We start from the raw sequence: 23,128 nt of genomic DNA on the forward strand, positions 1-23,128 counted from the left end.
GAAAACCTTCAAAATTCTTGCTGAGCGTTATCGAAATAGAGGTAAAAGGCTTGGTTTGAGATTCAATTTAATCGCTGGAATCTACAACTTGGAACTGAGCAAAAAATGATTTATGAAAGAGGTCTATAGTTAAAACTTAATTATTTAAAGGCGAATAATGATTAATAATTGCTGATAGGTTTTATATTAAAGAGATAATTTTTAAAAACTGGAATGAAAGTTAATTTTCCAGATATGTATTTAAACAGAAAAACTTATGAGTCGAGATATTTATTAAATTTCATTATTATTGTGAAAAATTTTAAGATAAATTCTTTTCTCTTTCTAAGATTCATCAAAATAGCTTTAAATATGGAACCTTAGAAACTTTTTTATTTTGGAAGTTGGGAAAATATTGACCCTATGAGCAATTCACCCACAAATGATACTGAATTTAATTTACAGCAAGTTTTGTTGCTAATGAACCATTTAACGAAATGGCTTATTCGCTCTGGGGTGGGCTATACAGAATTTTCTGCCGCTTTAAAGCCTATTTTTTATTTACAAGCCGTGAATGAACTGGAAACTCTTGAGAAAAAAGCCACCATATCCGCAATCAGCTTATTGTCAGGGTTGCACCGTAAAGATATCACTACTTTCAAACAAGCGATTGAAGATGGCTATTTAATTACTGATACCGACAAAACAGAAGCATTGAATATTCCTGGCCGAGTAGTCGGGATATGGGTAGCAGAAGAATGGCCAGAACAGCTGCCTTTTCATAATCTTGATCAAGATTCATTTGTAAAATTAGTCCATAGGGTATCAAAGGAAATGCATCCCAGATCGGTGCTAAATGAATTGGTCCGTCTTGGAATTGTCAGGCAGGAAAAAAAACAAGTCATTTTAGAAAAAAGAAGTTTTATTCCGGATCAATCTTCACAAGATATACGCAAGCTATTGACTGATAATTTACAAAGCCATATGCAAGCGGGTTTACATAATATTTTTTGCCCGGAACAAACGAGCTTTTTAGAAGAAAGTATACGAGCAGATGAACTGACGAGCGAATCAGTTGAAATTCTTAAAAAGCATTCACTCGAATTATGGGAAAAATATTCTGAAGACTTATTCAAACTGGCTTTAGAACGTAGTGAATTGGATGAAGGAAAATCTGATGCGAATCAGACATTTTGTTTAGGGATATATCAAAGTGACACGTAAAAAAAGAATTTTATTGCCTATTGTCTGTACGACATTGTTGGCTGGTTGTGGAGAAGAGTTTTCGGCAGGTGTCGTAAAAGGCGGAACTGGAACCGGAGGAAAACCGCCTTCTGGAGTGGATATTGTGGTTGAGAGAGTTCCTTTAAAGGATTCTTACTCAATTTTGCTGTCAAAACCAAAAACAGATGATTGTCAGGGGGTTAAGCGTACTCTTCAATTTCTAGATCCGACTACTTTGGACGTGATAGAAGAAAATCAGTCACTTGAAATTACACCATCTGATGAAGTTGTGAATCAGCTTGTTTTACAGGTCCGTTGGGAAAATCAATCAGAGCAGCCTAAAACGATTTTACATCCTTCATGCAACTATCTAATCGAATTAGCAGAACTTGGCGCCGAAGCACCTATGCGTGTAATGAGCTGTGATGTAGATGAAATAGCGGCATTAAATGTAAATGATGTTTATATTCACCAGCAGATGTATCAGTTTGACTACACATCGAAAGGCGTACTGAAACATAGCATGAGCACCCAGTTCTTACCTTTAGAAGCAAGTGGCCAAGATTGTGAAAACTTATCTATTCCTTATGAAATCCAGAATATCGAAAAGTAGTTCATATTGATAAATAGTAAAAAAGGCTTTCATAGGAAATAATGAAAGCCTTACAAATGTGACATGCAAAAAAAACCACACGGATCGTGTGGTGGCATAATCATGCATGCCTCAAAGGAAAGAAGGGACAGTGCTTGAAAAAATTAAAATAAGAATTGATGAAAATTAAAAACGATAACCTATACCCACATAGGAAATTAGCGGATCGACATCAATTTTGGTAGAGGCCTGAATCAGTTTCTCGCCCGTATTTTTATTGATCACCGTGATATCGGTCTTATTATTTAATTTTGCATAAGAAACTGAAGCAGTTGCATACCAGCTAGAGTTTAAATCATAGTTAAAACCTAATGAGACGATAGGTGCAATAGCATCATCTGCGGTGGTTTTTACTTGGATATCTCCACTTGAAACTCTACCCTCGAGCGCTGCTCCTGCTTCACCATCATAGATATTTTGAATCATGTGGCCAGCTGCAATCAGATCATTTTTAACGCCGCCATTTAATTTAATATCAGTGTAATGAGCAAACATGACACCGGCACCGATATAAGGTCGGAACTTGTTAACACCCGGTTTGCCAAAGTGATAAATCGCCTCAAGTGCAGGTGTCCAAGCACGTGCAGAAGCAGCAGTATCATATTTATCTAAGTCAGTAATGAGAATATCATTTTTCAAATATAAGTTCTGGTTTGGCGCGATAGGATGACCTACTGCTGAAAATGGTGCGTAGACTTGTCCTTTACCTTTTAAATCGACCTTTGGTGGAATGCCTCCAATCATTTGCAGAGAAACATTTTCATTCACATAGTAGTCCAGCATTAAGCCCAAAGTATCAATATCTTCGACTTCTATACCCGCATTTGAGTTCCAGTTTGATAAGCCAGAAATCTCAGCCGTACCGGTTAAACTGGTTAATGCATCTCTTAATTTTTCAGGATCATCCCCGAATTCGTTATAAAAAACCATCACGCATCCAGTCAAACATTGATGGATAATTCAAAAATGGTCTGGTGATTGTCCCAATTAGACCTTGTTCAGCTGGTGTTAAATCAGTCTTGTTGTAATCAATATTTGATCGGATGGTATCACCTGTAATATCTCCTACTCGAGCAGATCTTCCTTCTTCCACGCCAGTTTTAATTCGCATCGGATTGGCATTTCCTTGTGATTTGATATGTAACCATCCGGTAGATACAGAGAATCTTTTAAATTCTGCATAACTCATTTGTGTAGTAGCAATGAGGGCAGCTACGACTATTCCTTTACCCAAACTATTTGATGTTTTCATATCCATTTCCTATTTTTTTAATGATGGCTAACTGCTGCGCCACTATAGTTTTTTTTGAATAGAAAAACCTTAAAAAATTTACGAAACAGTTACATAATGTTATTTTTAATTATTAGTTAATGTGATTATATTTTAATCATATTATTGATATATATGTAAATAAAATAATTTTTAGACAAATTTATTGATATAAATAAAGACTTAAAAATTTTCGCATTTTTTATAGTTGTTACTGAGTAAAATTCCTTAAATAGAGTAAATTGATTAAAATTTAATCAGAAATGATTTAAAAAATTTTACTTGTTCCAAGATTATTCATGTTATTTCATAGCCAAAAAATTTTACGGAAGAATGTGAAAAATTGATTTTTAGAGGAAGTGAGATCTTAAAATTTAGATGAATAATTGTTTAATTGAAGCATTTGAGTTGATGAAATTTTAGTCTTTCTGATTGAGAGATGAATGGATTTTTTGAATTCGATAGAAGGTAGTTTTTAAAAGTTCATTCAGATCTTTTTCTCAGGGTTGGGTAAAGATGTAAACGTTTTTTGTTCGTGTTCATGAGAAAACTACGTAAACGTTATAATCTAAGTTATAAGATGGCAAACCAATCGCTTAATAAACAGAGTCGAATTTATGAAAGCAGCTTTACGAGGTCAAAAACCAGGTTTAGATCAAATAGAATTGGCAGATATTAACGATCCTGGAAAGCCGGGTCATGGAGAGATTAGAGTTCGAATTCTCAGTAACTCGCTTAATTTCCATGATTATAACGTCGCAATAGGAGTTCTTCCTGCAGATCCAGGTCGACTGTTGATGGCTGACGGGGCGGGAGTCGTTGAAGAAATCGGCGAAGGGGTGACTGAGTTTGCTGTTGGGGATCATGTCGTATCTCTATTTTTCCCTAACTGGGTGAAAGCTGAGTGTCCGCAAGCTGATTTTAGTTATACGCCAGGTGATGGAATTGATGGCTATGCAACTTCATATGTAGTGCGACCAGAAAACTGGTTTACTCATGCTCCCAAAGGCTGGACTCATCATGAAGCAGCAACCCTACCAACGGCTGGATTAACCGCATGGCGTGCACTGGTGGTGGAAGGAAAAATCAAAGCGGGAGACGATGTGCTAATCCTTGGAACAGGTGGTGTTTCAATATTTGCACTTCAATTTGCCCTGAAGATGGGTGCAAGGGTGTGGGCAACGACTTCATCAAATGAAAAAGCGAAATGGCTTCTCGAACAGGGCGTTGCGGGTGTTGTAAATTACCGCGAAGAAGAAAACTGGGGCGAGAAAATCTTTGAGATGACAGGCAACCGGGGCGTTGACCATGTGGTCGAAATCGGTGGACCGGGTACGCTTGCTCAATCTATCGCAGCTTCTCGCATAGGCGGACACATTACCTTGATTGGTGTATTTACGGGTATTAGTGGAGATGTGCCAACAGCTGCGATTATGGCGAAACAGCTGACCATTAAAGGCGTAACGGTAGGAAACCGTTCTGAACAGCAGGATATGATCAGAGCATTGGAAGCAACAGACATTCATCCAATGATTGATAAAGTGTTCCCCCTAGAAGAGATTCGGGCAGCTTTTGAATATCAACGTGATGGCAAACATATGGGTAAAATTTGTTTGGATGTATGATGATTTAAAATTGATGGGCTTCGGAATTTACTTCTACCATTACCTAAATTAAAAATAGCCTTAAATCGAAAGATCTAAGGCTATTTTTTTGTCTAGGATAATAAAGATAAAAGCTCGTATCAGATTCACATTATCTTAAGTAAACAGAGATCATTAAAAGTAACTAATTATTAATCAGGCAGCCTTAAGTCTATCTGTAATCAGCTCAACCCCAGTTGCAGCTTTAATCTGCTCCAGCGTGACATCTTGAGCGAGTTCTATCAGAAACATTCCGCGTGAAGTAATATCCATAACGCCGAGATCCGTAATGATTCGATTGACGACACCTTTACCGGTCAACGGCAGGGTACATTGAGGAACAATTTTCGGTGAACCGTCTTTCGCCGTATGCTCCATTAGAACGACAACTTTCTGCACGCCTGCTACCAGATCCATGGCACCGCCCATACCTTTGACTTTCTTGCCCGGAATCATCCAGTTGGCCAGATCACCTGTTTCAGAGACTTCCATCGCACCTAAAATCGCAATATTCACGTGGCCCCCGCGAATCATGGCAAAGGATTCAGCACTTGAGAAGAAGGCAGCCCCTTTGCGGGCAGTGACTGTCTGTTTACCGGCATTAATCAGGTCTGCATCAACTGTTTCTGCAGTCGGGAATTCATCAATGCCTAAGAGGCCATTTTCAGACTGGAGCCAGACGTTGATATTTTCTGGAATATAGTTGGCAACCAGTGTTGGCAAGCCAATACCGAGATTGACATAGAAACCATCTTCCAGTTCCTGTGCCGCACGCTGAGCCATTTCATTTCGAGTCCAGGCCATGATTATGCTCCTGCCTTTAAGGTCATCTGTTCAATGCGCTTTTCCGGTGCAGCATTGACAACAATTCGGTTTACATAAATTCCAGGGAGATGAATATCATCCGGATCAAGTTCACCAATCTCTACAACCTGTTCAACTTCAGCCACAGTGATTTTACCGGCCATGGCACATTCAGGATTGAAATTACGCGCAGTTTTACGGAAGATCAGATTCCCGGCCTTATCCGCTTTATAGGCTTTAACCAATGCCACATCTGCGGTTAATGACTTTTCCAGAATAAACTCTTTACCATCAAATTCACGGACTTCTTTGCCTTCGGCAACCAAGGTACCTACGCCTGTTTGAGTGTAGAAAGCAGGAATTCCAGCACCGCCAGCACGTAATTTTTCTGCCAGTGTGCCTTGAGGTGTTAGCTCTACTTCCAGTTCACCATTCAGATATTGGCGCTCAAATTCCTTGTTCTCACCGACATAAGAAGAAATCATCTTTTTGATCTGTTTGGTTTGCAGCAATTTGCCCAAACCAAAATCATCCACACCGGCATTATTGGAGATGCAGGTCAGACCAGTGACACCGGTATTTTTTAAAGCTTCAATGAGCGCTTCAGGAATACCGCATAAACCAAACCCACCAACGGCGAGCGTTTGATGATCTGCCACGATATCCGCTAAAGCTTCCTGAGCATTGGCAATGACTTTATTCATCAGAAATCCTTTTCTTAAAATTCAAGAGTCCATCTTCGCTTCACGAGCGCTATGGTCTAATTCATCCGCATGCAGGAAGTGGGTATGTGAAGGCGCGCGTTTGGTTTTGCTCCATTGTTCCAGCATGTCATACTTCATTTCTTCGGTAATCATGGCAATTTTCTGAGGTGCTTTTTCATCATCATAAGCCAGTTCCAGACGGTGACCATTTGGATCAAAGAAATAAATCGAATGGAAAATGCCGTGATTGGTAATGCCCAGTACATCTACGCCATTGGCTTCCAGATGCTCTTTGGCCTGAACCAGTGCCTGACGATCCTTCACTTTTAAGGCAATGTGCTGCACCCATTTCGGGGTATTTTCATCGCGGCCCATTTCCGGTTGGGTGGGCAGTTCAAAGAAGGCCAAAACATTGCCATTACCAGCATCTAAAAACAGGTGCATATATGGGTCAAAAGCCTTGGTAGACGGGACATGATCCTCAGCAAAAGCCAGGATAAAGTCCATGTTCAGGTTTTTTTTGTACCATTCTACGGTTTCTTTGGCATCTTTACAGCGGTAGGCGACATGGTGAATTTTTTCAATTTGAATGGTCATGCTTATATCCTTATATGTTCTTATGCTGCATCAGGCTGCGCTTCAGGTGCAGCTTTTTGAAATGCATCCAGTGAGTTGCAATGAGCATAAATCGATTCAATTTTCGGGAAATCCGAAAGATCGATGTTGAAACGTTTGGCGTTATATACTTGTGGAATCAAACAGCAATCTGCAAGGCTCGGTTGATCTCCAAAACAGAATTGGCCATTTGAATGCGTTAATTGAGCTTCAAGCGCTTTTAAGCCGGTGACGACCCAGTGTCTGTACCATTCGGTTTTCTGTTCATCGCTGGCATTCAGGGTTTTACTGAGGTACTGAAGTACACGCAGGTTGTTGAGGGGATGAATGTCACAGGCAATATTCAGACTAAAGGCCCGAATCAGCGCACGCTGTTGCAAATCCTTAGGCAACAGGGGAGGTTCTGGAAATTTTTCTTCCAGATATTCAATCATGCTGAGCGACTGGGTCAGCGTGAAATCATCTTCAATCAACGCTGGTACCAGCTCTCCTGGATTGACCCGACGAAACATTTCACTATGCTGTTCGCCGCCATTGTTCACCAGATGAACCGGGATATGTTCTGCTTCGAGTCCTTTCAGGTTGAGCGCAATACGAACCCGGTAAGCGGCTGAACTACGAAAATAGGTATACAGTTGCATGGTCATGATTTCACCCCGGACTATTCAGTAAAACCGAAATCAATCGCTGGCAGGATTTTGCCGCTCACAGCACCGAAACCGATACGCAGACCCTCTTTTTCACAATGACCTTTCATGATCACGGTGTCGCCGTCCTGAATGAAGGTGCGTTGTTCACCATTCGACAAAGTCAGTGGCTTGGTGGCATTCCAGGTGATTTCCAGTAATGAACCATAAGAGTTAGGCGTAGGACCGGAAATTGTGCCTGAGCCCATTAGATCCCCGACCTGAACATTACAGCCGGCAATGGTGTGATGAGCCAGTTGCTGTGCCATTGACCAGTACATATATTTGAAGTTGGTTTCACAGATGACATCAGCCTGATCTGAATTTTCAGGCTGAATTTCAACAGACAGGTTAATGTCATAGCTATTACTGCTGTTATCTTCACGCAGATAAGCCAGAGGTTTTGGCTCTTGAGCAGGTGAACTGGTTTTAAACGGTTCAAGCGCTTCCATGGTTACGATCCATGGCGAGATCGAAGAGGCAAAAGTCTTGGCGTTAAATGGACCTAGCGGTACATATTCCCATTGTTGCAAGTCACGTGCAGACCAGTCATTGAATAGCACCATACCAAAAATATGATCCCAGGCATTTTTAATCGCAATGGGCTCACCTAAGTTATTTGGCTTGCCAATAATGAAGCCGGTTTCCAGTTCGAAGTCGAGTTTGCGACATGCTGAAAATACTGGACGATCAGAATCCGGTAATTTGATCTGTCCAGATGGACGCACGATTTCTGTTCCGCTGACAATCACGGAGCTGGCACGGCCGTTATAACCGACTGGAAGCTCTGACCAGTTGGCTAACAATGCATTTTTCGGGTCACGAAACATACAGCCGACATTGGTGGCATGTTCTTTCGATGAATAAAAGTCGGTATAGCCCGGGATATGCACCGGCAGATGCATTGTGACGTCTGACTGTTTAAAGAAAACCTGATCACGTAGCTCTTTGTTGTCACGCAATTCGGCATGATCGGCTGAGAGTAACTTTTGTAATTCCGTACGTACTTTAGACCAGTTGGCTTTACCCGACTCAATAAAAGCATTCAAGGTTGGCTGATTAAAAAATTGCTGACCTTCTTTTAGCTTTAAATAACCCTTTGCTTCCAATGCTGCTAGATCAACCACCCATTCTCCAAGTGCCACTCCAGCACGTGGTTGGGTGTTTTGCTCATTACTGAAAATACCATAAGGCAAGTTTTCTAAAGGGAAATCTGAATCAGGAGCGATGTCGATAAATGACTTTAAACGTGTCGTCATAAATATGAATCCTTTCCGTGGAAAATTTAAGTTCTATACAGAATCATACTTATATTTTTAAATTACGCAATAAATAATTTGATTATGTATAATGTAAATTTGTTAATATGCGGCTATGATCTGAATCTGAAATCAGATTTGGCCGAACAAGATTTTTGATTTCAGTAGTACAATGGTTTTATAGAGCCATGAAAATTAATGCGTATATGCAGGATGAAACGATGAGCGTTGAGGAAGAAAAATTACAGGGAGGGGTGCAGTCTCTAGAAGTAGGATTAACTGTACTCGATGCATTGACTGAACATAATGCACCGATGATGTTAAAAGAGCTGTCAGAAGTCCTGTCTATGCATCCTGCAAAAGTGCATCGCTATGTGGTGAGCTTGATACGTAAAGGGTATGCCCAGCAGCTCAGTGACGGGCGATATAGCCTGGGTGAGCGTGCTCACGCATTTGGCGTTAATGCCTTAAAGCGTACCGATATGCTGGAATTAACCCAAAAATATATTACGCAGATTCAGCAGCATTTAAATTGCAGTATTCATGTCAGCAAATGGTTCGCCGATGGTGCTGTCGTGGTTCAGTCGCTTGAATCCAATCATGTATTTAATATTATTACCCGGGTCGGCTCGCGTATGCCTTTGCTAAAATCGGCAACTGGTCGTTTACATGCTTGCCTCCAGCCAGAATACATCATCAAGCCTCTGCTGGAAAAAGAGTGGGCGAGTAGCGCGAAAGCAGGTCAATATCCTGCGAATTGGGAAGAATTCTTGCAACTTAAAGAGAAAATCCTGCAGCAGGGCTATGCGTCCGTAACCGGTGATATGATGGCGGGCATCCATGCAGTGGCGATTCCGGTGTATAACTTTAGCCGACAGCTTGACCATGTGATTACCTGTATTGGCACCGAAGACCAGTTGCCAGCAGATCAGATGCAACAAGCCATCGATTATCTGCTCGGGATTCAACAGCAGATTGATGCCTTGTTTAATCCACAGGTGGCTGTCTAACTCTTTCATTAATTGCAGATCACTTTTAGTCATTTCATAGATCCAGACCTGATTGAGGTACTGGATCTTTTTTATATCCAGCATTTGATCGTTAGAGAGAAATTAAAAAGTGGCTTAATTATGAAGTAAAATAAGAATGCTTATTCTTATTTTAATGATATGCAATTTCACAGAAAATTGAACAGAGATTTCTAACTCTTGGTCGCTTTAGAGTTTGTATAACAGCCTTTATTTTAAATTAAAGTATCAATTTGGTTTAACTAATTAATTTTAAAAAAATTAAAAATTATGTCGCAATATAGACAATTTTTATAATAACTTTTATTTTTATAATTCAATATTAAAGAATAAAAATTATGACCTTATTAAAAACACATATAGAGTTTCGATCTGATCACTTTCCTCCAACCTCTGAAGAGAAAGAAGAGTGGGACAGACAAATTTGGGGACATACATTAGCAAAATACTTATCAGAAGAACTTCCTAAGTATGGCTTAAATGTATCAGATTTCATAAATGAGGATTGGGGATATTTAATACCCTTAGCGGACGAAAAATTTAAAGGTATTTGGGTTGGATGTAATCATTATCAAGAGTATGAAAATGGTTTTTTGGTTTTCATAGATCCTTGCAGGCCAATAATTAAGAAAGGATTTTTTAAGAAAATTGATATATCAGAGCAACTAACATTTGTAGCTGATATTTTGAATGAGATACTTACAAGTAATCCTGAAATCTATGCTCAACATTGGTGGGATGAAAAGGATATGAAATTGATTGGAGAATAATCTTAAGATCTCCTAAAATTAACATAATACACGTTATACTTAATTATTTTTATTTATATAAATCATATATTTAAATTGTGATAAGAAGCTCGATCATCTTAGATTGGGCTTTTTTTATGATTTTTTATGTTTCACGAATAATAAAGAAGTAATGTCCCACGGTTTCATACAATCTCATTAATTCCAAATCAAAAAGTATCCAGATGAAATAAGAATAGATATCCAAGTGGTTACGGATTTTGCCCAAGAACATGACCTGACTCTATTTTTATTTAAAAAGATCAAATCACCATTCATAAAAAAGCCTTCGAGCACTCAAGCTAGAAGGCATTTAAAAACTTAATTATTTCTAAGCGATCAGTGGTTCAGCTTCATTCTGCATTTTGATCACCGCAGCCATCGACTCGGCAACATAATCAATATTGCTGAGGTTCAGGCCAGCCGTACACATGCGGCCACTACGAACTAGATAAATACCGTAATGCTGTTTTAACAGATCGACCTGTTCAGCAGTTAAGCCGGTATAGCTAAACATACCTTGTTGCTGGGTCAGGTAGCTGAAATCAAGTTCTGGCAATGCCTGAGATAGTTTTTCTTTGAGTAGGCCTCGCATACGTAAAATACGCTGGCGCATTTCTTCAACTTCAGTCTGCCATTGTTGAAACAGTTCAGGATTATTTAACACCTGGCTGACCAATAGGGCACCATTGGCCGCTGGACTCGAATAAATCCGGCGAACTGTAGCTTTTAACTGGCCTAAAACATTTTGTGCGCTTGTAGAGTCATCACAGACAAAACTTAAGCTACCAATCCGTTCTCCATATAAAGAGAAGATTTTGGAAAATGAATGGCTGACGATAAAATTCATACCAGCTTGATCAAGTGCACGAATGGCATAGGCATCTTGTTCCAGACCCTGACCAAAACCTTGATAAGCCATATCCAAGAACGGAATTAAGGATTGAGCTTTTAATACCTCAATGACTTGATCCCACTCATGCGGCTGTAAATCTGCCCCGGTCGGGTTATGACAGCAAGGATGCAGTAACACAATACTTTGAGGTGGCAGCTGTTTTAAGCAATCTAACATCGCCGGTACATTAACGGCATTGGTCTCTGCATCATAATAAGGATAGAAATGGGTTTGAATACCCGCACCGTTAAAGATCGCAATATGGTTTTCCCAAGTTGGCTGGCTGACCCAGATTTCAGATTCTGGAAAATATTTCTTTAAAAAATCTGCGCCGACTTTTAGTGCACCTGAGCCACCCAAAGTCTGAATCGTGACCACACGGCCTTGCTCACGGGCAGGGCTGGAAGTTCCAAAAATTAATTCCTGCGCAGCCTGGTTAAAACTGTTCAGTCCATCCATCGGCAAGTAAACACGAACTTTATTATAGTCAGGGATCAGATAAGTATAGGCTTTCTGCACTGAGTCTAGCTGCGGCACAATATTATCTTCGTTGTAATACAGGCCGATGCTTAAGTTGACTTTGTTACTACGCTGATCTTTGTTGAATTCTTCCATTAAAGAGAGAATCGGATCACCGGCATAAGTATCAATATGTTGAAACATGAATCTATCCTAATCTAATCAATAAGCGATTTCGCTTCTGGTAATGTGCTAATTTTGCTGTTGTCTAACATTGCAGTCTGAGATTCCTGTTTGCGCTTAAAGAAGTAGGCAACCGAGAGAATACCAATCCAGACCGGAATCATGATGACAGCAACGTGCATGTCCGGGGTGCTGCTCATAATCAGCAGAATACCGCCCATAAATGCGATACATAAATAGTTGGTGAATGGATAAGCCACACTTGGAAAATCGGTTTTAGTCTGCGTACGATTCATTGAGGTCTTGAATTTCAAATGAGTATAGGAAATAACAAGCCAGTTAATCACGATGGCAGCAACCACCAGCATCATCAACATGCTAAAGGCTTTTTCCGGCACCAGATAATTTAATAAAACACACATCAAGGTGAAAAACGCTGAAACCATGACCGCATTGACAGGGATGCCACGCTGATTAATCTTGCTTAAGAACTTCGGCGCATTACCTTGTTGGGCTAAACCTAACAGCATACGGCTGGTACAGTAGTTAGTACTGTTATATACCGAAACCGCTGCGGTTAACACCACGAAATTCAAAACTCCAGCAACTGTTTGACTACCTAAAGAATCAAAAATCATCACAAATGGACTACCGCCTTGCGCCATCATGTTCCAAGGATAAAGCGATAGAATGACCACTAGGCTCAGGATATAAAACAACAGGACACGGTAGACAATCTGGTTGACTGCTTTAGGTAAGGTCTTTTTCGGGTTATCGGTTTCAGCGGCTGCGATCCCGACCAGTTCAATGCCGCCAAAAGCAAACATGATCATGGCCATCGCCATAATCAGACCCATAATCCCATTCGGGAAGAAGCCGCCGAGTTGCCATAAATTTTCCAGACTGGACTGGCTGTAGCCGCTGCCACTAGTAAGTAGGTAACTACCGAACGCAATCATGGCAATAATCGCACCGACCTTAATGATCGCCAGCCAGAATTCCATTTCACCGAATAATTTGACGTGAAGCAAATTAATCACATTGATGAAAATGAAGAAGCCGAGGGCAGAGACCCAGGTCGGAATTTCAGGCCACCAGTAATGGATATAAAGGCCGACGGCACTTAATTCGGCCATACATACCAGAATATTTAGCACCCAATAATTCCAGCCAGACATAAATCCGGCAAATTTTCCCCAGTATTTATAAGCAAAATGACTAAAAGAACCGCTCACGGGTTCATGTACAATCATTTCACCGAGCTGGCGCATCATTAGGAAGGCAATCAAGCCTGCAATGGCATAACCTAAAATGACGGAAGGCCCGGCAAGCTTGATTGTTTGTGAAATTCCAAGAAACAGTCCGGTACCAATTGAACCACCGAGTGCGATGAGCTGGATATGCCGGTTACTTAAACCTTTTTTCAGGTTTCCTTGTTCAATATGCTGCATTTTTATTCATCATCCATGTGAGATTAAGCGCTGAACTATGATGTGCTTTATTATTGTTATGCCGTCATTGATGCAGAATCTTAAGTGTTATACGAGCGTATACGTTGAAGCAGAGGTAACCATACCGGTGCACATGAGACTACATAGACACCGGTATGGTTTTAAAAAGGTCAGGCTTTAGAAATGTCTAAAACACCACGTTTGATCTGATCACGTTCGATTGATTCAAATAAGGCCTTAAAGTTACCTTCACCGAAACCATCGTCGTCTTTGCGCTGGATAAACTCAAAGAACACCGGGCCAATCATATTTTCAGAGAAAATCTGTAACAGCAGGCGTTTGTTACCATCTTTGGTATTGCCATCAAGCAGAATACCGCGTTTTTGCAGCTCATCCGCTGGCTCACCATGGTTCGGCAAGCGCTCATCCAGCATTTCATAATAAGTGCTTGGCGGTGGCGTCATGAACTTGGTGCCTAAAGCTTTCAGCTTGTCCCAAGTTTCAAGCAGGTCATCACAGATAAAGGCAATGTGCTGAATGCCTTCTCCATTGAATTCGTTCAGGAACTCAGCGATCTGGCCATTACCTTTGTCTGAATCTTCATTCAGTGGAATACGGATCTTGCCATCTGGTGCTGTTAGTGCCTTAGAAGTCAGGCCAGTGTATTCGCCTTTAATATCGAAGTAGCGGATTTCCTGGAAGTTGAAAATCTTTTCATAGAAATCTGCCCAGTACTGCATACGACCTTTATAAACATTATGCGTTAAATGATCGATTTCATTCAGGCCAGTGCCGACTGGACGCGATGGAACATTATCAAAGAAGATAAAATCATTTTGGTAAATGTCACAATCGACCAGGAAGATTGGAGAACCACCGATTCCTTTAATCGCAGGGATGTTAAGCTCCATAGGGCCGACTTTGCTGTAAATCGGTTCTGCGCCGATTTCGATCGCCTTTTGAAAAGCTTTTGCCGCATTCTTGGTACGGAAGCCCATTGCGCAAGCAGAAGGACCGTGCTCTTTATAGAAAAATGCTGCATATGATTCAGGCTGATAATTCAGAATGATATTAATATTGCCCTGGCGCCATAAATAGACATTTTTCGATTTATGCTTCGCCACTTTAGTGAATCCGATGGTTTGGAAAACAGGATCCAGCTGGCCATCTTCAGATACAAATTCAATAAATTCGAATCCACATAGTTCTAATGGATTGGCTAATTCATTCATACAACATCCTCATTTTTTAGAAGCAATCCTATTGCTCATCTTTTACTGTCTGTTCAGGCTCTACGGAGGTATCACTGCCGTTTTATATTGAGAAGACAAATCCGTTTGCCTGACTTCTTTGACTTGCTGAACTGCATCGATTCCTGATGCCTACAAGAAAAAGAAGGAATTTAACTCATCATACTGGATCTTTTTAATTATTCAATACGTAATTTAGTTACGCAATAAATAATTTAATAAAATATTGCTGTAATTTATAACATAAATTAATGTTATTCATAAAAATATTTTTTAGATAATTCCAAGAAATTAACGCACTGGAAATGTAGCTTTTTGTAAGGCTAAGTCGTCTTGAACGGGCTATTTTGCAAGGCTTGCTGAGCTCAGGTTTTTAGGAAAAGAACCTGAAAAATTGAAATATCCAGACCTTGGTTTTAAATTGATTTTTCACAAAGAAAGAAAAAACCCTTAAATGATTGAGGGCCTTACTGTGGGGAAGGAATTTAATCTGTCAGTTTTTCCACTTCTATACTTTCACGATAGATACTGGCAGCCTTTATACATTAGGAAAACACCAATTACCCCAGCCATCGCATTGACGATAGAAATGGAGTTTCCGACCATTAAGGTATTTTTAAAGTAGCAGTCTGTAATCAGTGCAAATGAAAAAAAAGGCATATTTTCGACTTGGACATCGACAATTTTATAGACATTTTAGTGGCTTATAACAGCTACAAAGCATTTTATAAAATCTGCAGCAGATCAAGAAATACCTGCTATTACAATTCGAAGAATAAAAACACAACAAAGAAACTGGCCTTTTGCCAGCTTAGGTCGAATATAGAACGCATAAATAAATTTGTTTAGCCACTCAAAAGCGTAAAGCAGGGTTAAACAAATGCGTCATCTCTTAATCTCTAAGTAGAGGTGAGATCATGAATATTGCAAAAAATACCATTTGCCTTTGGTACGATCACGATGCTGAAGAGGCTGCACGCTTTTATGCAGAAATCTTTCCAGACTCGTCAGTAGAAGCAATAGTCCTTGCCCCTGGAGATTATCCGTCAGGAAAAGAGAGAGATGTCATTACAGTCAATTTTACGGTCCTGGGTATTCCATGTATTGGTTTAAATGGTGGACCAGAATTTAAGCATAATGAAGCTTTTTCCTTTCAAGTGGCCACACAAGATCAGGAAGAAACGGACCGATACTGGAATGCGATTGTGAACAATAGTGGGCAGGAAAGTGAATGCGGCTGGTGTAAGGATAAATGGGGAATTTCCTGGCAGATTATCCCAATGGTTTTACTTGAAGCATCTTACAGTTCAGATCCTGTAGTAGCAAAAAGGGTATTTGATGCCATGCTTAAAATGAAGAAAATTGATGTAGCAATAATTCAGGCAGCGGTTCGTGGTTAAGTTATGTGGACTGATACAGCTTGTATATCTGATGTTTCCGATGAAGCGAGTCACTTTATGAATAGACATAGATTGAGCTAAATTTTAAAAATCTCGCGCTTTTTATTTGTACCGACTCAGATTTAAACTTTAATGAATTGTCAGCTTGAGTTAAACAATACTTTTATAAAAAAGCCCTTGGATGTTTAGAGCCAAGGGCTCTAAATTTTCTGCCATAAGCTTGGTTTTACTGGCTTTTGTGAGCTTGATAATGAGTAAGTTGCAAATTCATTATTAATTTTTATCAAGACAGAAATTGAGAATTTTATTTATAAGTTTTATATATAAATAATAAGGATTAAAGCAGCTTAAATCATAAAATCTTGCAGCATAAAATTGTAATTGATTGAAAAGCTCAGCTTATAAATTAGCGCTATTCCCTCAAATTTTGATAGAAAAGGCTAAACCATTTTTTAAAAAACCGCGTATTATTTCTGCATTCTTTTTTAACATTGATGTTGAGACTATGACTCGCAATGACTGGACGCGTGACGAGATTCAGGCACTTTATGATCAACCACTGATGGATCTGCTATTTCAGGCACAGCAAATTCACCGTGAGTATTTTGATGCCAATACCGTACAGGTCAGCACCTTGCTCTCTATTAAAACCGGTCGTTGTCCGGAAGACTGTAAATACTGTTCCCAGTCTGCCCATTACGATACTGATCTGGAAATTGAAAAAAGGGTAGAGGTACAAAAAGCCATTGCTGAAGCAAAACAGGCGAAAGAATCAGGATCGACCCGTTTCTGTATGGGCGCAGCATGGCGGAATCCGCACGAGCGCGATATGCCTTATGTGCTGGAATTAATCCAGGAAGTAAAAAAGCTGGGTATGGAAACCTGCATGACCTTAGGTATGTTAAATGCCTCTCAGGCAGAACGTTTAAAAGATGCTGGACTGGATTATTACAATCATAACCTCGACACTTCGCGTGAATATTACGCGAATGTCATTAGCACCCGAACTTTTGACGATCGCTTAAATACTTTAGACCATGTTCGTTCAGCTGGAATTAATGTATGTAGTGGCGGGATTGTCGGCTTGGGTGAAGGTAAACAGGACCGTGTGGGATTATTATTTGAACTGGCGACCATGCCAATTCACCCAGAATCGGTGCCAATTAATATGCTGGTGCCAATCGAAGGAACACCGCTCGCCGATGTAGAAAAACTGGATGTGATTGACTGGATCCGGACGATTGCCGTAGCACGTATCATCATGCCAAAAAGCTATATCCGTCTGTCTGCAGGCCGTGAATCTCTATCTGATTCCGATCAGGCCCTGGCATTCATGGCAGGTGCTAACTCACTGTTCTCAGGTGATAAATTACTGACTGCACCGAATAGTGGTGAAGGCAAGGACAAAGCCCTGTTTGCCAAACTAGGACTAAAAGCTGAAACACCGAAGAAAACCGGCCGTGAGCTTGCTATGGATGCCATGCAGCCTGCTTAAATTTTGCAGCTGTATATCAGGGATCATTCCGAAAGAGATTGGTCCCTTTTTTATTGAATAGATGACAAAAAATAGGGAACAAGATTGATGAAAATTCTGCTCATCAGCGGCTGGGGACTGGGGACTCAGGTACTGAATGAATTTGTACAGCAGCTAGAAGAGCAGTTAATGCCACAGCATCAGATCGAAGTCTGGGATATCTTTGATCCGAATAATGCAGCAATACTGGCAGAAAAGGTACAGGTTGCAGCTGATAAAGATGTACTGATTGGCTGGTCACTTGGCGGGCAGTTAGCATTGTTATTGGCTAATACAATCTATCAGCAGATACAAGTCGCCAAGCCTGTAATTGCCTGTATGTCAAACCCCTGCTTTGTGGTACAAGAAAACTGGTCTCATGCTATGCCCAAAGTGCAGTATGAGCAATTTAAACATGCGGTGATGTTACAACCTCAACAGGCTCTAAAACGCTTTTGTGCACTGGTCACTTTGGGTTCAGTAGCACCACGAGAACGGGCAAAACATTTACAAGAGCAGTTGGTAAATATTGATTTATCCTATCAGCAGGCTCATCTCTATCTTTTAGAACAATTAAATTTGGTAGATATCTTAAAAGGCTATCCTGGCAAGATGCTATTTATAAATTCTGAGAACGATATGCTAGTTCCCTGCAAAATTATACAAAATATTGCACATTTCAATGCAGATCATCTGAACTTGGTGAAAATTTCAGCTGCGCACGATGCTGTCCTGTTCGATACCAATTTGGTCATTGAGCCAATCTTGCAATTTTTACAAAAAAATCGTTAATCAAAAAATCGCTAAAGGTCAGCTAGATGTTCATTTCAGAATTAAACCGTTAAGATCAGGACAGCGCTATTGTTTAGGTTATTTTCCGTGCACGATTCTTTTGATCAGCAGCATATCTGGCATCCCTATACTTCCATGAGTCATCCTTTGCCTTGTTATAAGGTGAGGGCGGCACATGGTGCTGTAATTGAACTGGAAGATGGCACACAGCTGATTGATGGGATGTCGTCCTGGTGGTGCACGATCCATGGTTATAACCATCCAGAGCTGAATCAGGCGGTGCAGACCCAGTTGCAATCCATGTCACATGTCATGTTTGGTGGCCTGACCCATCAGCCGGCGATTGATCTGGCTAAATTGCTGATTGAGATTACTCCAGAGCCACTGGATCGGATTTTCTATGCCGATTCCGGTTCGGTTACTGTGGAAGTGGCTTTGAAAATGGCGGTGCAATACTGGCATGCGCGTGGTCAGGGACAGAAAAGCAATTTTGTGACCACTCGTTCCGGTTATCATGGCGATACCTGGAATGCCATGTCAGTCTGCGATCCGGTCACGGGCATGCACCAGATTTTTGGTTCTAGTCTGCCGAACCGTTATTTTGTTCCGGCACCACAAAGCCGTTTTGATGGTGAATGGCAAGTTGATGATATCCAGCCACTGGAACAATTATTAGCAGAAAAGCATGAACAGACTGCAGCCATGATTATTGAGCCGATCGTGCAGGGAGCAGGTGGTATGCGCCTGTATCATCCAGAATACCTGCGCCAGGTACGTCAGCTGTGTGATCGTTACAATATCCTGTTAATTCTGGATGAAATCGCGACTGGTTTTGGCCGGAGCGGCAAACTGTTTGCGTGTGAACATGCGGGTGTTAGCCCGGATATCATGTGTCTGGGCAAGGCGCTGACTGGCGGTTATATGACCTTGTCAGCCACACTGACGACTGCGCATGTCGCAGAAACCATTTCCAGTGGTGAAGCAGGCGTATTTATGCATGGCCCGACCTTTATGGCGAATCCACTGGCCTGTGCAGTGGCACTCAAAAGCACCCAGCTTTTATTGTCACAGGACTGGCAGGCAAGAGTGCAACAGATTGAACAAGTATTAAAAGACCATTTACAGCCATTAAATGCCTTGCCACAGGCTGCTGATATCCGCGTACTTGGCGCGATTGGAGTCGTGGAACTACAGCAACCTGTTGATCTGGCTAGCTTCCAGGCAGAATGTGTACGCCGTGGTGTATGGATTCGCCCCTTTGGTCGGTTGGTCTATGTGATGCCACCATTTGTGATTTCTGCTGAACAACTTAAAACTTTACTGGTGCATATGTGCGAGATGATTCAGGCAATGGGAGCAACAGCATGAAGCATCTGGAATATTTTCAGCAGCAACTGGATGATTTGAAACAGCAGGGCCAGTATCGCCAGTTTAAACAGGGGGTTTCCAGCCAGCCTTATCTTCAGCTGAATGGGATTGAGATGCTGAATCTGGCATCCAATGATTATCTTGGTCTGGCGGCCGATCTGCAGCTGCGGGAAGAATTTTTTGACCTAACACCGCTTGCTGAACGACAGATGAGTGCCAGCTCCTCGCGACTGCTGACTGGGAATTTCCCAGCCTATGAACAGCTGGAGACCAGCATGGCGCAGGCTTTTGGTCGTTCGGTGCTGTTATTTAATAGCGGCTATCATATGAATATCGGAATTCTGCCAGCATTGGCGGATAGCAAGACCGTTATTATTGCCGACAAGCTGGTACATGCCAGCATCATTGATGGTATCCGTTTATCCAATGCCAGCTATGTACGCTACCGGCATAATGATCTGGAACATCTACAACAGCTTTTAGTAAAGTATCAGGCAGATGATAATATTCAGCGCATCATTGTCGTCACTGAATCCATTTTTAGTATGGATGGTGATGAAACGGATCTCGGTGCATTAGTGGCACTCAAACAGCAATTTGATAAGGTGATGCTGTATGTGGATGAAGCCCATGCCATTGGTGTGCGTGGTGAACGCGGGCTGGGTTGTGCCGAGCAGTATCAGGTCATAGACCAGATTGACCTGCTGGTCGGGACTTTTGGTAAGGCACTGGCTTCAGTCGGTGGCTATCTGGTCTGTCATCCGCTTATTCGTGAATATCTGATCAACAGCATGCGTCCGCTAATTTTTAGTACTGCACAGCCCCCAATCTGTATGGCCTGGACGCATTTTATTTTCCAGAAAATGCAAGAAATGCAGGAGGAGCGCCAACAGCTTGCCAGTCTGGCTAGTCGCTGTCATCAGGGCATTCAGGCCTTGGGTTATGCTTGTCCATCCAGTTCTCAAATTGTACCGGTAATTATTGGCGATGCAGCCAAAACCGTCGCTGCAGCAGAATATGTACAGCAAAAGGGTTTTTATGTCCTGCCAGTACGTCCACCGACTGTACCGAAAAACACTTCCAGATTGCGAATCTGTTTACATCAGCAGGTCAGTCCGGCACAGTTGCAACAGTTGCAGAATGCTCTGCAGGAGTTGCCACGATGAAAACTGATCAGGTCGCGCAGCGCTTTGCTCAGGCACAGTCCAGCTATGAAGAGCATGCTATTGCCCAGCGTCGGGTAGCAATGGAACTGGTCCAGTATATGCAAGCGCATATTGCGGTAAATTTACAGCGTATCCTGGAAATTGGCTGTGGTTCAGGTCTGTTTACCCGCCAGCTGATGCAGCATTACAGTTTCGACCAGTTGTTTTTAAATGACCTTTATCCAGAAGTTAAACAGCATTTTGAGGAAGATGGCCGGATTTACTGGGGAATTGGCAATATCGAAACTTTGCCACTGCCACAATCGTTGGATCTGGTGGTGTCCTGTTCTGCCTTGCAATGGGTGCAGCATCTGGACGCTTTATTTGTGAAAATTCATCAGGCTTTAAATCTGTCTGGCTGGTTCTGCTTTGCCAGCTATGCACATGACAATTTAAAAGAAATTAAAATATTGACTGGGCAGGGGTTGAAATATCCCTCACTTCCACAAATGGTTGAACTGCTGGAATCTTGTGGTTATGAGGTCCTGATGCGGGAGGAACAGCACCTGATTCTGGAGTTTGAACATCCTCGCGACGTACTGAAACATATAAAAGCCACTGGCGTACAGGCAACGGCAGATGGTTTCCGCTGGAGCAAATCTTCCTTACAGCTTTTTTATGAGCAATATCAACAATTCCAGCTACCAGATAGCCAGAAGTATCCTTTGACCTATCACCCGATTTATCTCATTACACGGAAGCGCTCATGAACGCAAACATCTATTTTGTCAGCGGTATAGATACCGGTATTGGCAAGACCTATGCTACTGGTTTTCTGGCCAAAATCTGGAATGCGCAAGGCATTCGTACTATTACCCAGAAGTTGATCCAGACTGGCAACACTGATCTGTCTGAAGATATCGAACAGCATCGCAAGATTATGGGCTGCGGCTTGCTGCCAGAAGATCAGCAAAAGCTGACTATGCCGGAAATTTATAGCTATCCGGCATCGCCCCATCTGGCAGCACGTTTGGACCAGCGTCCAGTAGATTTTCAAAAAATTGAACAGGCCACACAGCAACTGGCCGCACAGTTTGACCGTGTTCTGCTGGAAGGAGCAGGTGGCCTGATGGTACCACTAACAGAAGACCTGCTCACCGTAGACTATATTGCCGCACAGCAGTTTCCTGTTATTCTGGTGACCTCAGGTCGTCTTGGCAGTATCAACCACACTCTGCTCAGTCTGGAACTGCTCAAGCAGCGTAAGATTGAGCTGTATGCGCTGGCATTTAACCATGCCGATGATGCTCAGGATGCAGTCATTGCACAGGATACTATTCAGTATCTGCAGCAATGTTTGCAAAAGGATTTTCCAAATGCACAGTGGCTAGATATTCCGGTATTTCAGGAAATCTGAATTTCTGTTTTAGCCTGGTAGTATGGCGCTATGCAATAAAGAAAATTCATCTGAAACAGTTTCTGTTGACCGGAATTGAGCTATCGAGAATGTGAAATTTATAGCGTATTGCAACAAAAGCCAGCCTGATCCGGACAGGGTGGTCATTCAGCTAAACTTTTTTCTGCCAGAAAATATTTTAAGTTGAAGCGTAGCTCTCTGTCTGATCCTGCTACTGTAACAAGATGAAATTCTCAATTTAGATATTATTTTTGTGGCTCGGCGCATTCCTGTTCAAAGTATGCGGTTGTGCTTTTCCTGAGATGAATAAGCTCTGGAACATGAAAATTAATTTCTTATATTCAAAAATCTATAAAAATTAAGAATAGGCCTCTTTCATAAATCAAAAAACGATCTTCTTTTTGGTTAATATTTGCACTCCGGATTTCTAAGCATTCGTGCATAATCTGCGGATGAAATACATCGATTCAAACAAACTTTCTGATCCTCAGTTCAAGCGATACACAGGCATCTCATGGTCAACTTTCTATTTGATGGTTGAGCAATTGCAGAAGCATGTCTCTGCCAAAGGCAGACCGCCCAAGTTAAGCCTGGAGGATCAGG

Annotated in this window: 20 protein-coding genes and 3 pseudogenes; 13 read left to right on the top strand and 10 right to left on the bottom strand. The window is 41.5% G+C overall.

The annotated features are described in order from the left end of the window. From FTV31_RS14285 to FTV31_RS14295, 3 genes and pseudogenes are all read left to right on the top strand, one after another. Window positions 1-109 (top strand): annotated as a pseudogene (locus tag FTV31_RS14285) (IS5/IS1182 family transposase); the annotation flags it as partial. A 293-nt stretch (window positions 110-402) separates the two neighbouring features. After that, a complete protein-coding gene (locus FTV31_RS14290) occupies window positions 403-1,203 on the top strand; it encodes a DUF6502 family protein (protein ID WP_180015481.1) in 801 nt (266 codons plus the stop codon). Continuing rightward, on the top strand, window positions 1,193-1,816 hold the full coding sequence (locus FTV31_RS14295) for a hypothetical protein (protein WP_180015483.1): 624 nt from the start codon (window positions 1,193-1,195) through the stop codon (window positions 1,814-1,816). The genes FTV31_RS14290 and FTV31_RS14295 overlap by 11 nt, the downstream gene beginning before the upstream one ends. Before the next feature lie 165 nt (window positions 1,817-1,981). On the opposite strand, the pseudogene FTV31_RS14300 reads toward FTV31_RS14295, so the two are convergent. Then, window positions 1,982-3,107, bottom strand: a pseudogene (locus FTV31_RS14300) (OmpW family protein). Window positions 3,108-3,742: 635 nt separating this feature from the next. Here FTV31_RS14300 and FTV31_RS14310 point away from each other — a divergent pair. Next, on the top strand, window positions 3,743-4,750 hold the full coding sequence (locus tag FTV31_RS14310) for an NAD(P)-dependent alcohol dehydrogenase (protein ID WP_180015488.1): 1,008 nt from the start codon (window positions 3,743-3,745) through the stop codon (window positions 4,748-4,750). Between the two features lie 174 nt (window positions 4,751-4,924). Here FTV31_RS14310 and FTV31_RS14315 read toward each other — a convergent pair whose 3' ends face one another. From FTV31_RS14315 to fahA, 5 genes are read right to left on the bottom strand one after another with little or no spacing between them, the layout of a single operon-like run. Continuing rightward, window positions 4,925-5,572, bottom strand: coding sequence for a CoA transferase subunit B (locus FTV31_RS14315; RefSeq protein ID WP_180015489.1), 648 nt, complete (start codon window positions 5,570-5,572; stop codon window positions 4,925-4,927). A gap of 2 nt (window positions 5,573-5,574) precedes the next feature. Next, entirely contained in the window at window positions 5,575-6,276 is a 702-nt protein-coding gene (locus FTV31_RS14320; RefSeq protein ID WP_180015491.1) for a CoA transferase subunit A, read from the bottom strand. A gap of 21 nt (window positions 6,277-6,297) precedes the next feature. Next, window positions 6,298-6,873: a VOC family protein gene (locus FTV31_RS14325; RefSeq protein ID WP_180015493.1), complete on the bottom strand. Its 576-nt coding sequence runs from the start codon at window positions 6,871-6,873 to the stop codon at window positions 6,298-6,300. 20 nt (window positions 6,874-6,893) lie between these two features. After that, the gene (gene maiA / locus FTV31_RS14330) at window positions 6,894-7,532 is read right to left on the bottom strand and encodes a maleylacetoacetate isomerase (RefSeq protein ID WP_180015515.1); all 639 of its coding nucleotides are present in this window, start codon (window positions 7,530-7,532) and stop codon (window positions 6,894-6,896) included. Between the two features lie 20 nt (window positions 7,533-7,552). Further along, complete coding sequence (gene fahA / locus FTV31_RS14335; RefSeq protein ID WP_180015495.1) at window positions 7,553-8,836, bottom strand: fumarylacetoacetase; 1,284 nt, start codon at window positions 8,834-8,836, stop codon at window positions 7,553-7,555. 188 nt (window positions 8,837-9,024) lie between these two features. On the opposite strand from fahA, the gene FTV31_RS14340 reads away from it, so the two are divergent. Both FTV31_RS14340 and FTV31_RS14345 read left to right on the top strand, forming a co-directional pair. Beyond that, entirely contained in the window at window positions 9,025-9,846 is an 822-nt protein-coding gene (locus tag FTV31_RS14340) for an IclR family transcriptional regulator (RefSeq protein ID WP_051065369.1), read from the top strand. A gap of 356 nt (window positions 9,847-10,202) precedes the next feature. After that, window positions 10,203-10,634 carry a hypothetical protein gene (locus FTV31_RS14345; RefSeq protein ID WP_180015497.1) on the top strand — a complete coding sequence of 144 codons (432 nt, stop codon included), beginning with the start codon at window positions 10,203-10,205 and terminating at the stop codon, window positions 10,632-10,634. A 349-nt stretch (window positions 10,635-10,983) separates the two neighbouring features. Here the strand turns inward: FTV31_RS14345 and FTV31_RS14350 are convergent, their stop codons facing one another. From FTV31_RS14350 to FTV31_RS17370, 4 genes and pseudogenes are all read right to left on the bottom strand, one after another. Then, window positions 10,984-12,210, bottom strand: coding sequence for an amino acid aminotransferase (locus FTV31_RS14350; RefSeq protein WP_180015499.1), 1,227 nt, complete (start codon window positions 12,208-12,210; stop codon window positions 10,984-10,986). Between the two features lie 14 nt (window positions 12,211-12,224). After that, on the bottom strand, window positions 12,225-13,640 hold the full coding sequence (locus tag FTV31_RS14355) for an amino acid permease (protein WP_180015501.1): 1,416 nt from the start codon (window positions 13,638-13,640) through the stop codon (window positions 12,225-12,227). Between the two features lie 170 nt (window positions 13,641-13,810). Further along, window positions 13,811-14,872, bottom strand: coding sequence for a 4-hydroxyphenylpyruvate dioxygenase (gene hppD / locus FTV31_RS14360; protein WP_180015503.1), 1,062 nt, complete (start codon window positions 14,870-14,872; stop codon window positions 13,811-13,813). A 503-nt stretch (window positions 14,873-15,375) separates the two neighbouring features. Then, window positions 15,376-15,532, bottom strand: a pseudogene (locus FTV31_RS17370) (MFS transporter); the annotation flags it as partial. Window positions 15,533-15,807: 275 nt separating this feature from the next. On the opposite strand from FTV31_RS17370, the gene FTV31_RS14365 reads away from it, so the two are divergent. The 7 genes from FTV31_RS14365 (at window position 15,808) to bioD (ending at window position 22,525) form a co-directional block, all read left to right on the top strand. Beyond that, window positions 15,808-16,290 carry a VOC family protein gene (locus tag FTV31_RS14365; RefSeq protein ID WP_180015505.1) on the top strand — a complete coding sequence of 161 codons (483 nt, stop codon included), beginning with the start codon at window positions 15,808-15,810 and terminating at the stop codon, window positions 16,288-16,290. A 505-nt stretch (window positions 16,291-16,795) separates the two neighbouring features. Then, entirely contained in the window at window positions 16,796-17,785 is a 990-nt protein-coding gene (gene bioB, locus FTV31_RS14370; RefSeq protein WP_166135248.1) for a biotin synthase BioB, read from the top strand. Between the two features lie 87 nt (window positions 17,786-17,872). Next, on the top strand, window positions 17,873-18,595 hold the full coding sequence (locus FTV31_RS14375) for an acyl-CoA thioester hydrolase/BAAT C-terminal domain-containing protein (RefSeq protein WP_180015507.1): 723 nt from the start codon (window positions 17,873-17,875) through the stop codon (window positions 18,593-18,595). Between the two features lie 87 nt (window positions 18,596-18,682). Then, window positions 18,683-19,963: an adenosylmethionine--8-amino-7-oxononanoate transaminase gene (gene bioA / locus FTV31_RS14380; protein WP_180015509.1), complete on the top strand. Its 1,281-nt coding sequence runs from the start codon at window positions 18,683-18,685 to the stop codon at window positions 19,961-19,963. Continuing rightward, entirely contained in the window at window positions 19,960-21,129 is a 1,170-nt protein-coding gene (locus FTV31_RS14385; RefSeq protein WP_180015511.1) for an 8-amino-7-oxononanoate synthase, read from the top strand. Before bioA ends, FTV31_RS14385 begins: the two co-directional genes overlap by 4 nt. Further along, window positions 21,126-21,878: a malonyl-ACP O-methyltransferase BioC gene (bioC, locus tag FTV31_RS14390; RefSeq protein ID WP_180015513.1), complete on the top strand. Its 753-nt coding sequence runs from the start codon at window positions 21,126-21,128 to the stop codon at window positions 21,876-21,878. The genes FTV31_RS14385 and bioC overlap by 4 nt, the downstream gene beginning before the upstream one ends. Continuing rightward, the gene (bioD, locus tag FTV31_RS14395; protein WP_004783173.1) at window positions 21,875-22,525 is read left to right on the top strand and encodes a dethiobiotin synthase; all 651 of its coding nucleotides are present in this window, start codon (window positions 21,875-21,877) and stop codon (window positions 22,523-22,525) included. The genes bioC and bioD overlap by 4 nt, the downstream gene beginning before the upstream one ends. Window positions 22,526-23,128 lie beyond the last annotated feature (603 nt).

Source organism: Acinetobacter sp. YH16031, assembly GCF_013417335.1.
Lineage (GTDB): Bacteria > Pseudomonadota > Gammaproteobacteria > Pseudomonadales > Moraxellaceae > Acinetobacter.

Coding starts and splice junctions, on each gene's coding strand:
- bioB (WP_166135248.1), top strand. CDS start 16,796: ATGACTCGCAATGACTGGACGCGTGACGAGATTCAGGCACTTTATGAT.
- bioC (WP_180015513.1), top strand. CDS start 21,126: ATGAAAACTGATCAGGTCGCGCAGCGCTTTGCTCAGGCACAGTCCAGC.
- FTV31_RS14355 (WP_180015501.1), bottom strand. CDS start 13,640: ATGCAGCATATTGAACAAGGAAACCTGAAAAAAGGTTTAAGTAACCGG.
- FTV31_RS14365 (WP_180015505.1), top strand. CDS start 15,808: ATGAATATTGCAAAAAATACCATTTGCCTTTGGTACGATCACGATGCT.
- FTV31_RS14320 (WP_180015491.1), bottom strand. CDS start 6,276: ATGAATAAAGTCATTGCCAATGCTCAGGAAGCTTTAGCGGATATCGTG.
- FTV31_RS14350 (WP_180015499.1), bottom strand. CDS start 12,210: ATGTTTCAACATATTGATACTTATGCCGGTGATCCGATTCTCTCTTTA.
- fahA (WP_180015495.1), bottom strand. CDS start 8,836: ATGACGACACGTTTAAAGTCATTTATCGACATCGCTCCTGATTCAGAT.
- hppD (WP_180015503.1), bottom strand. CDS start 14,872: ATGAATGAATTAGCCAATCCATTAGAACTATGTGGATTCGAATTTATT.
- bioD (WP_004783173.1), top strand. CDS start 21,875: ATGAACGCAAACATCTATTTTGTCAGCGGTATAGATACCGGTATTGGC.
- FTV31_RS14375 (WP_180015507.1), top strand. CDS start 17,873: ATGAAAATTCTGCTCATCAGCGGCTGGGGACTGGGGACTCAGGTACTG.
- FTV31_RS14385 (WP_180015511.1), top strand. CDS start 19,960: ATGAAGCATCTGGAATATTTTCAGCAGCAACTGGATGATTTGAAACAG.
- FTV31_RS14325 (WP_180015493.1), bottom strand. CDS start 6,873: ATGACCATTCAAATTGAAAAAATTCACCATGTCGCCTACCGCTGTAAA.
- FTV31_RS14345 (WP_180015497.1), top strand. CDS start 10,203: ATGACCTTATTAAAAACACATATAGAGTTTCGATCTGATCACTTTCCT.
- FTV31_RS14340 (WP_051065369.1), top strand. CDS start 9,025: ATGAAAATTAATGCGTATATGCAGGATGAAACGATGAGCGTTGAGGAA.
- FTV31_RS14290 (WP_180015481.1), top strand. CDS start 403: ATGAGCAATTCACCCACAAATGATACTGAATTTAATTTACAGCAAGTT.
- FTV31_RS14310 (WP_180015488.1), top strand. CDS start 3,743: ATGAAAGCAGCTTTACGAGGTCAAAAACCAGGTTTAGATCAAATAGAA.
- maiA (WP_180015515.1), bottom strand. CDS start 7,532: ATGCAACTGTATACCTATTTTCGTAGTTCAGCCGCTTACCGGGTTCGT.
- FTV31_RS14315 (WP_180015489.1), bottom strand. CDS start 5,572: ATGGCCTGGACTCGAAATGAAATGGCTCAGCGTGCGGCACAGGAACTG.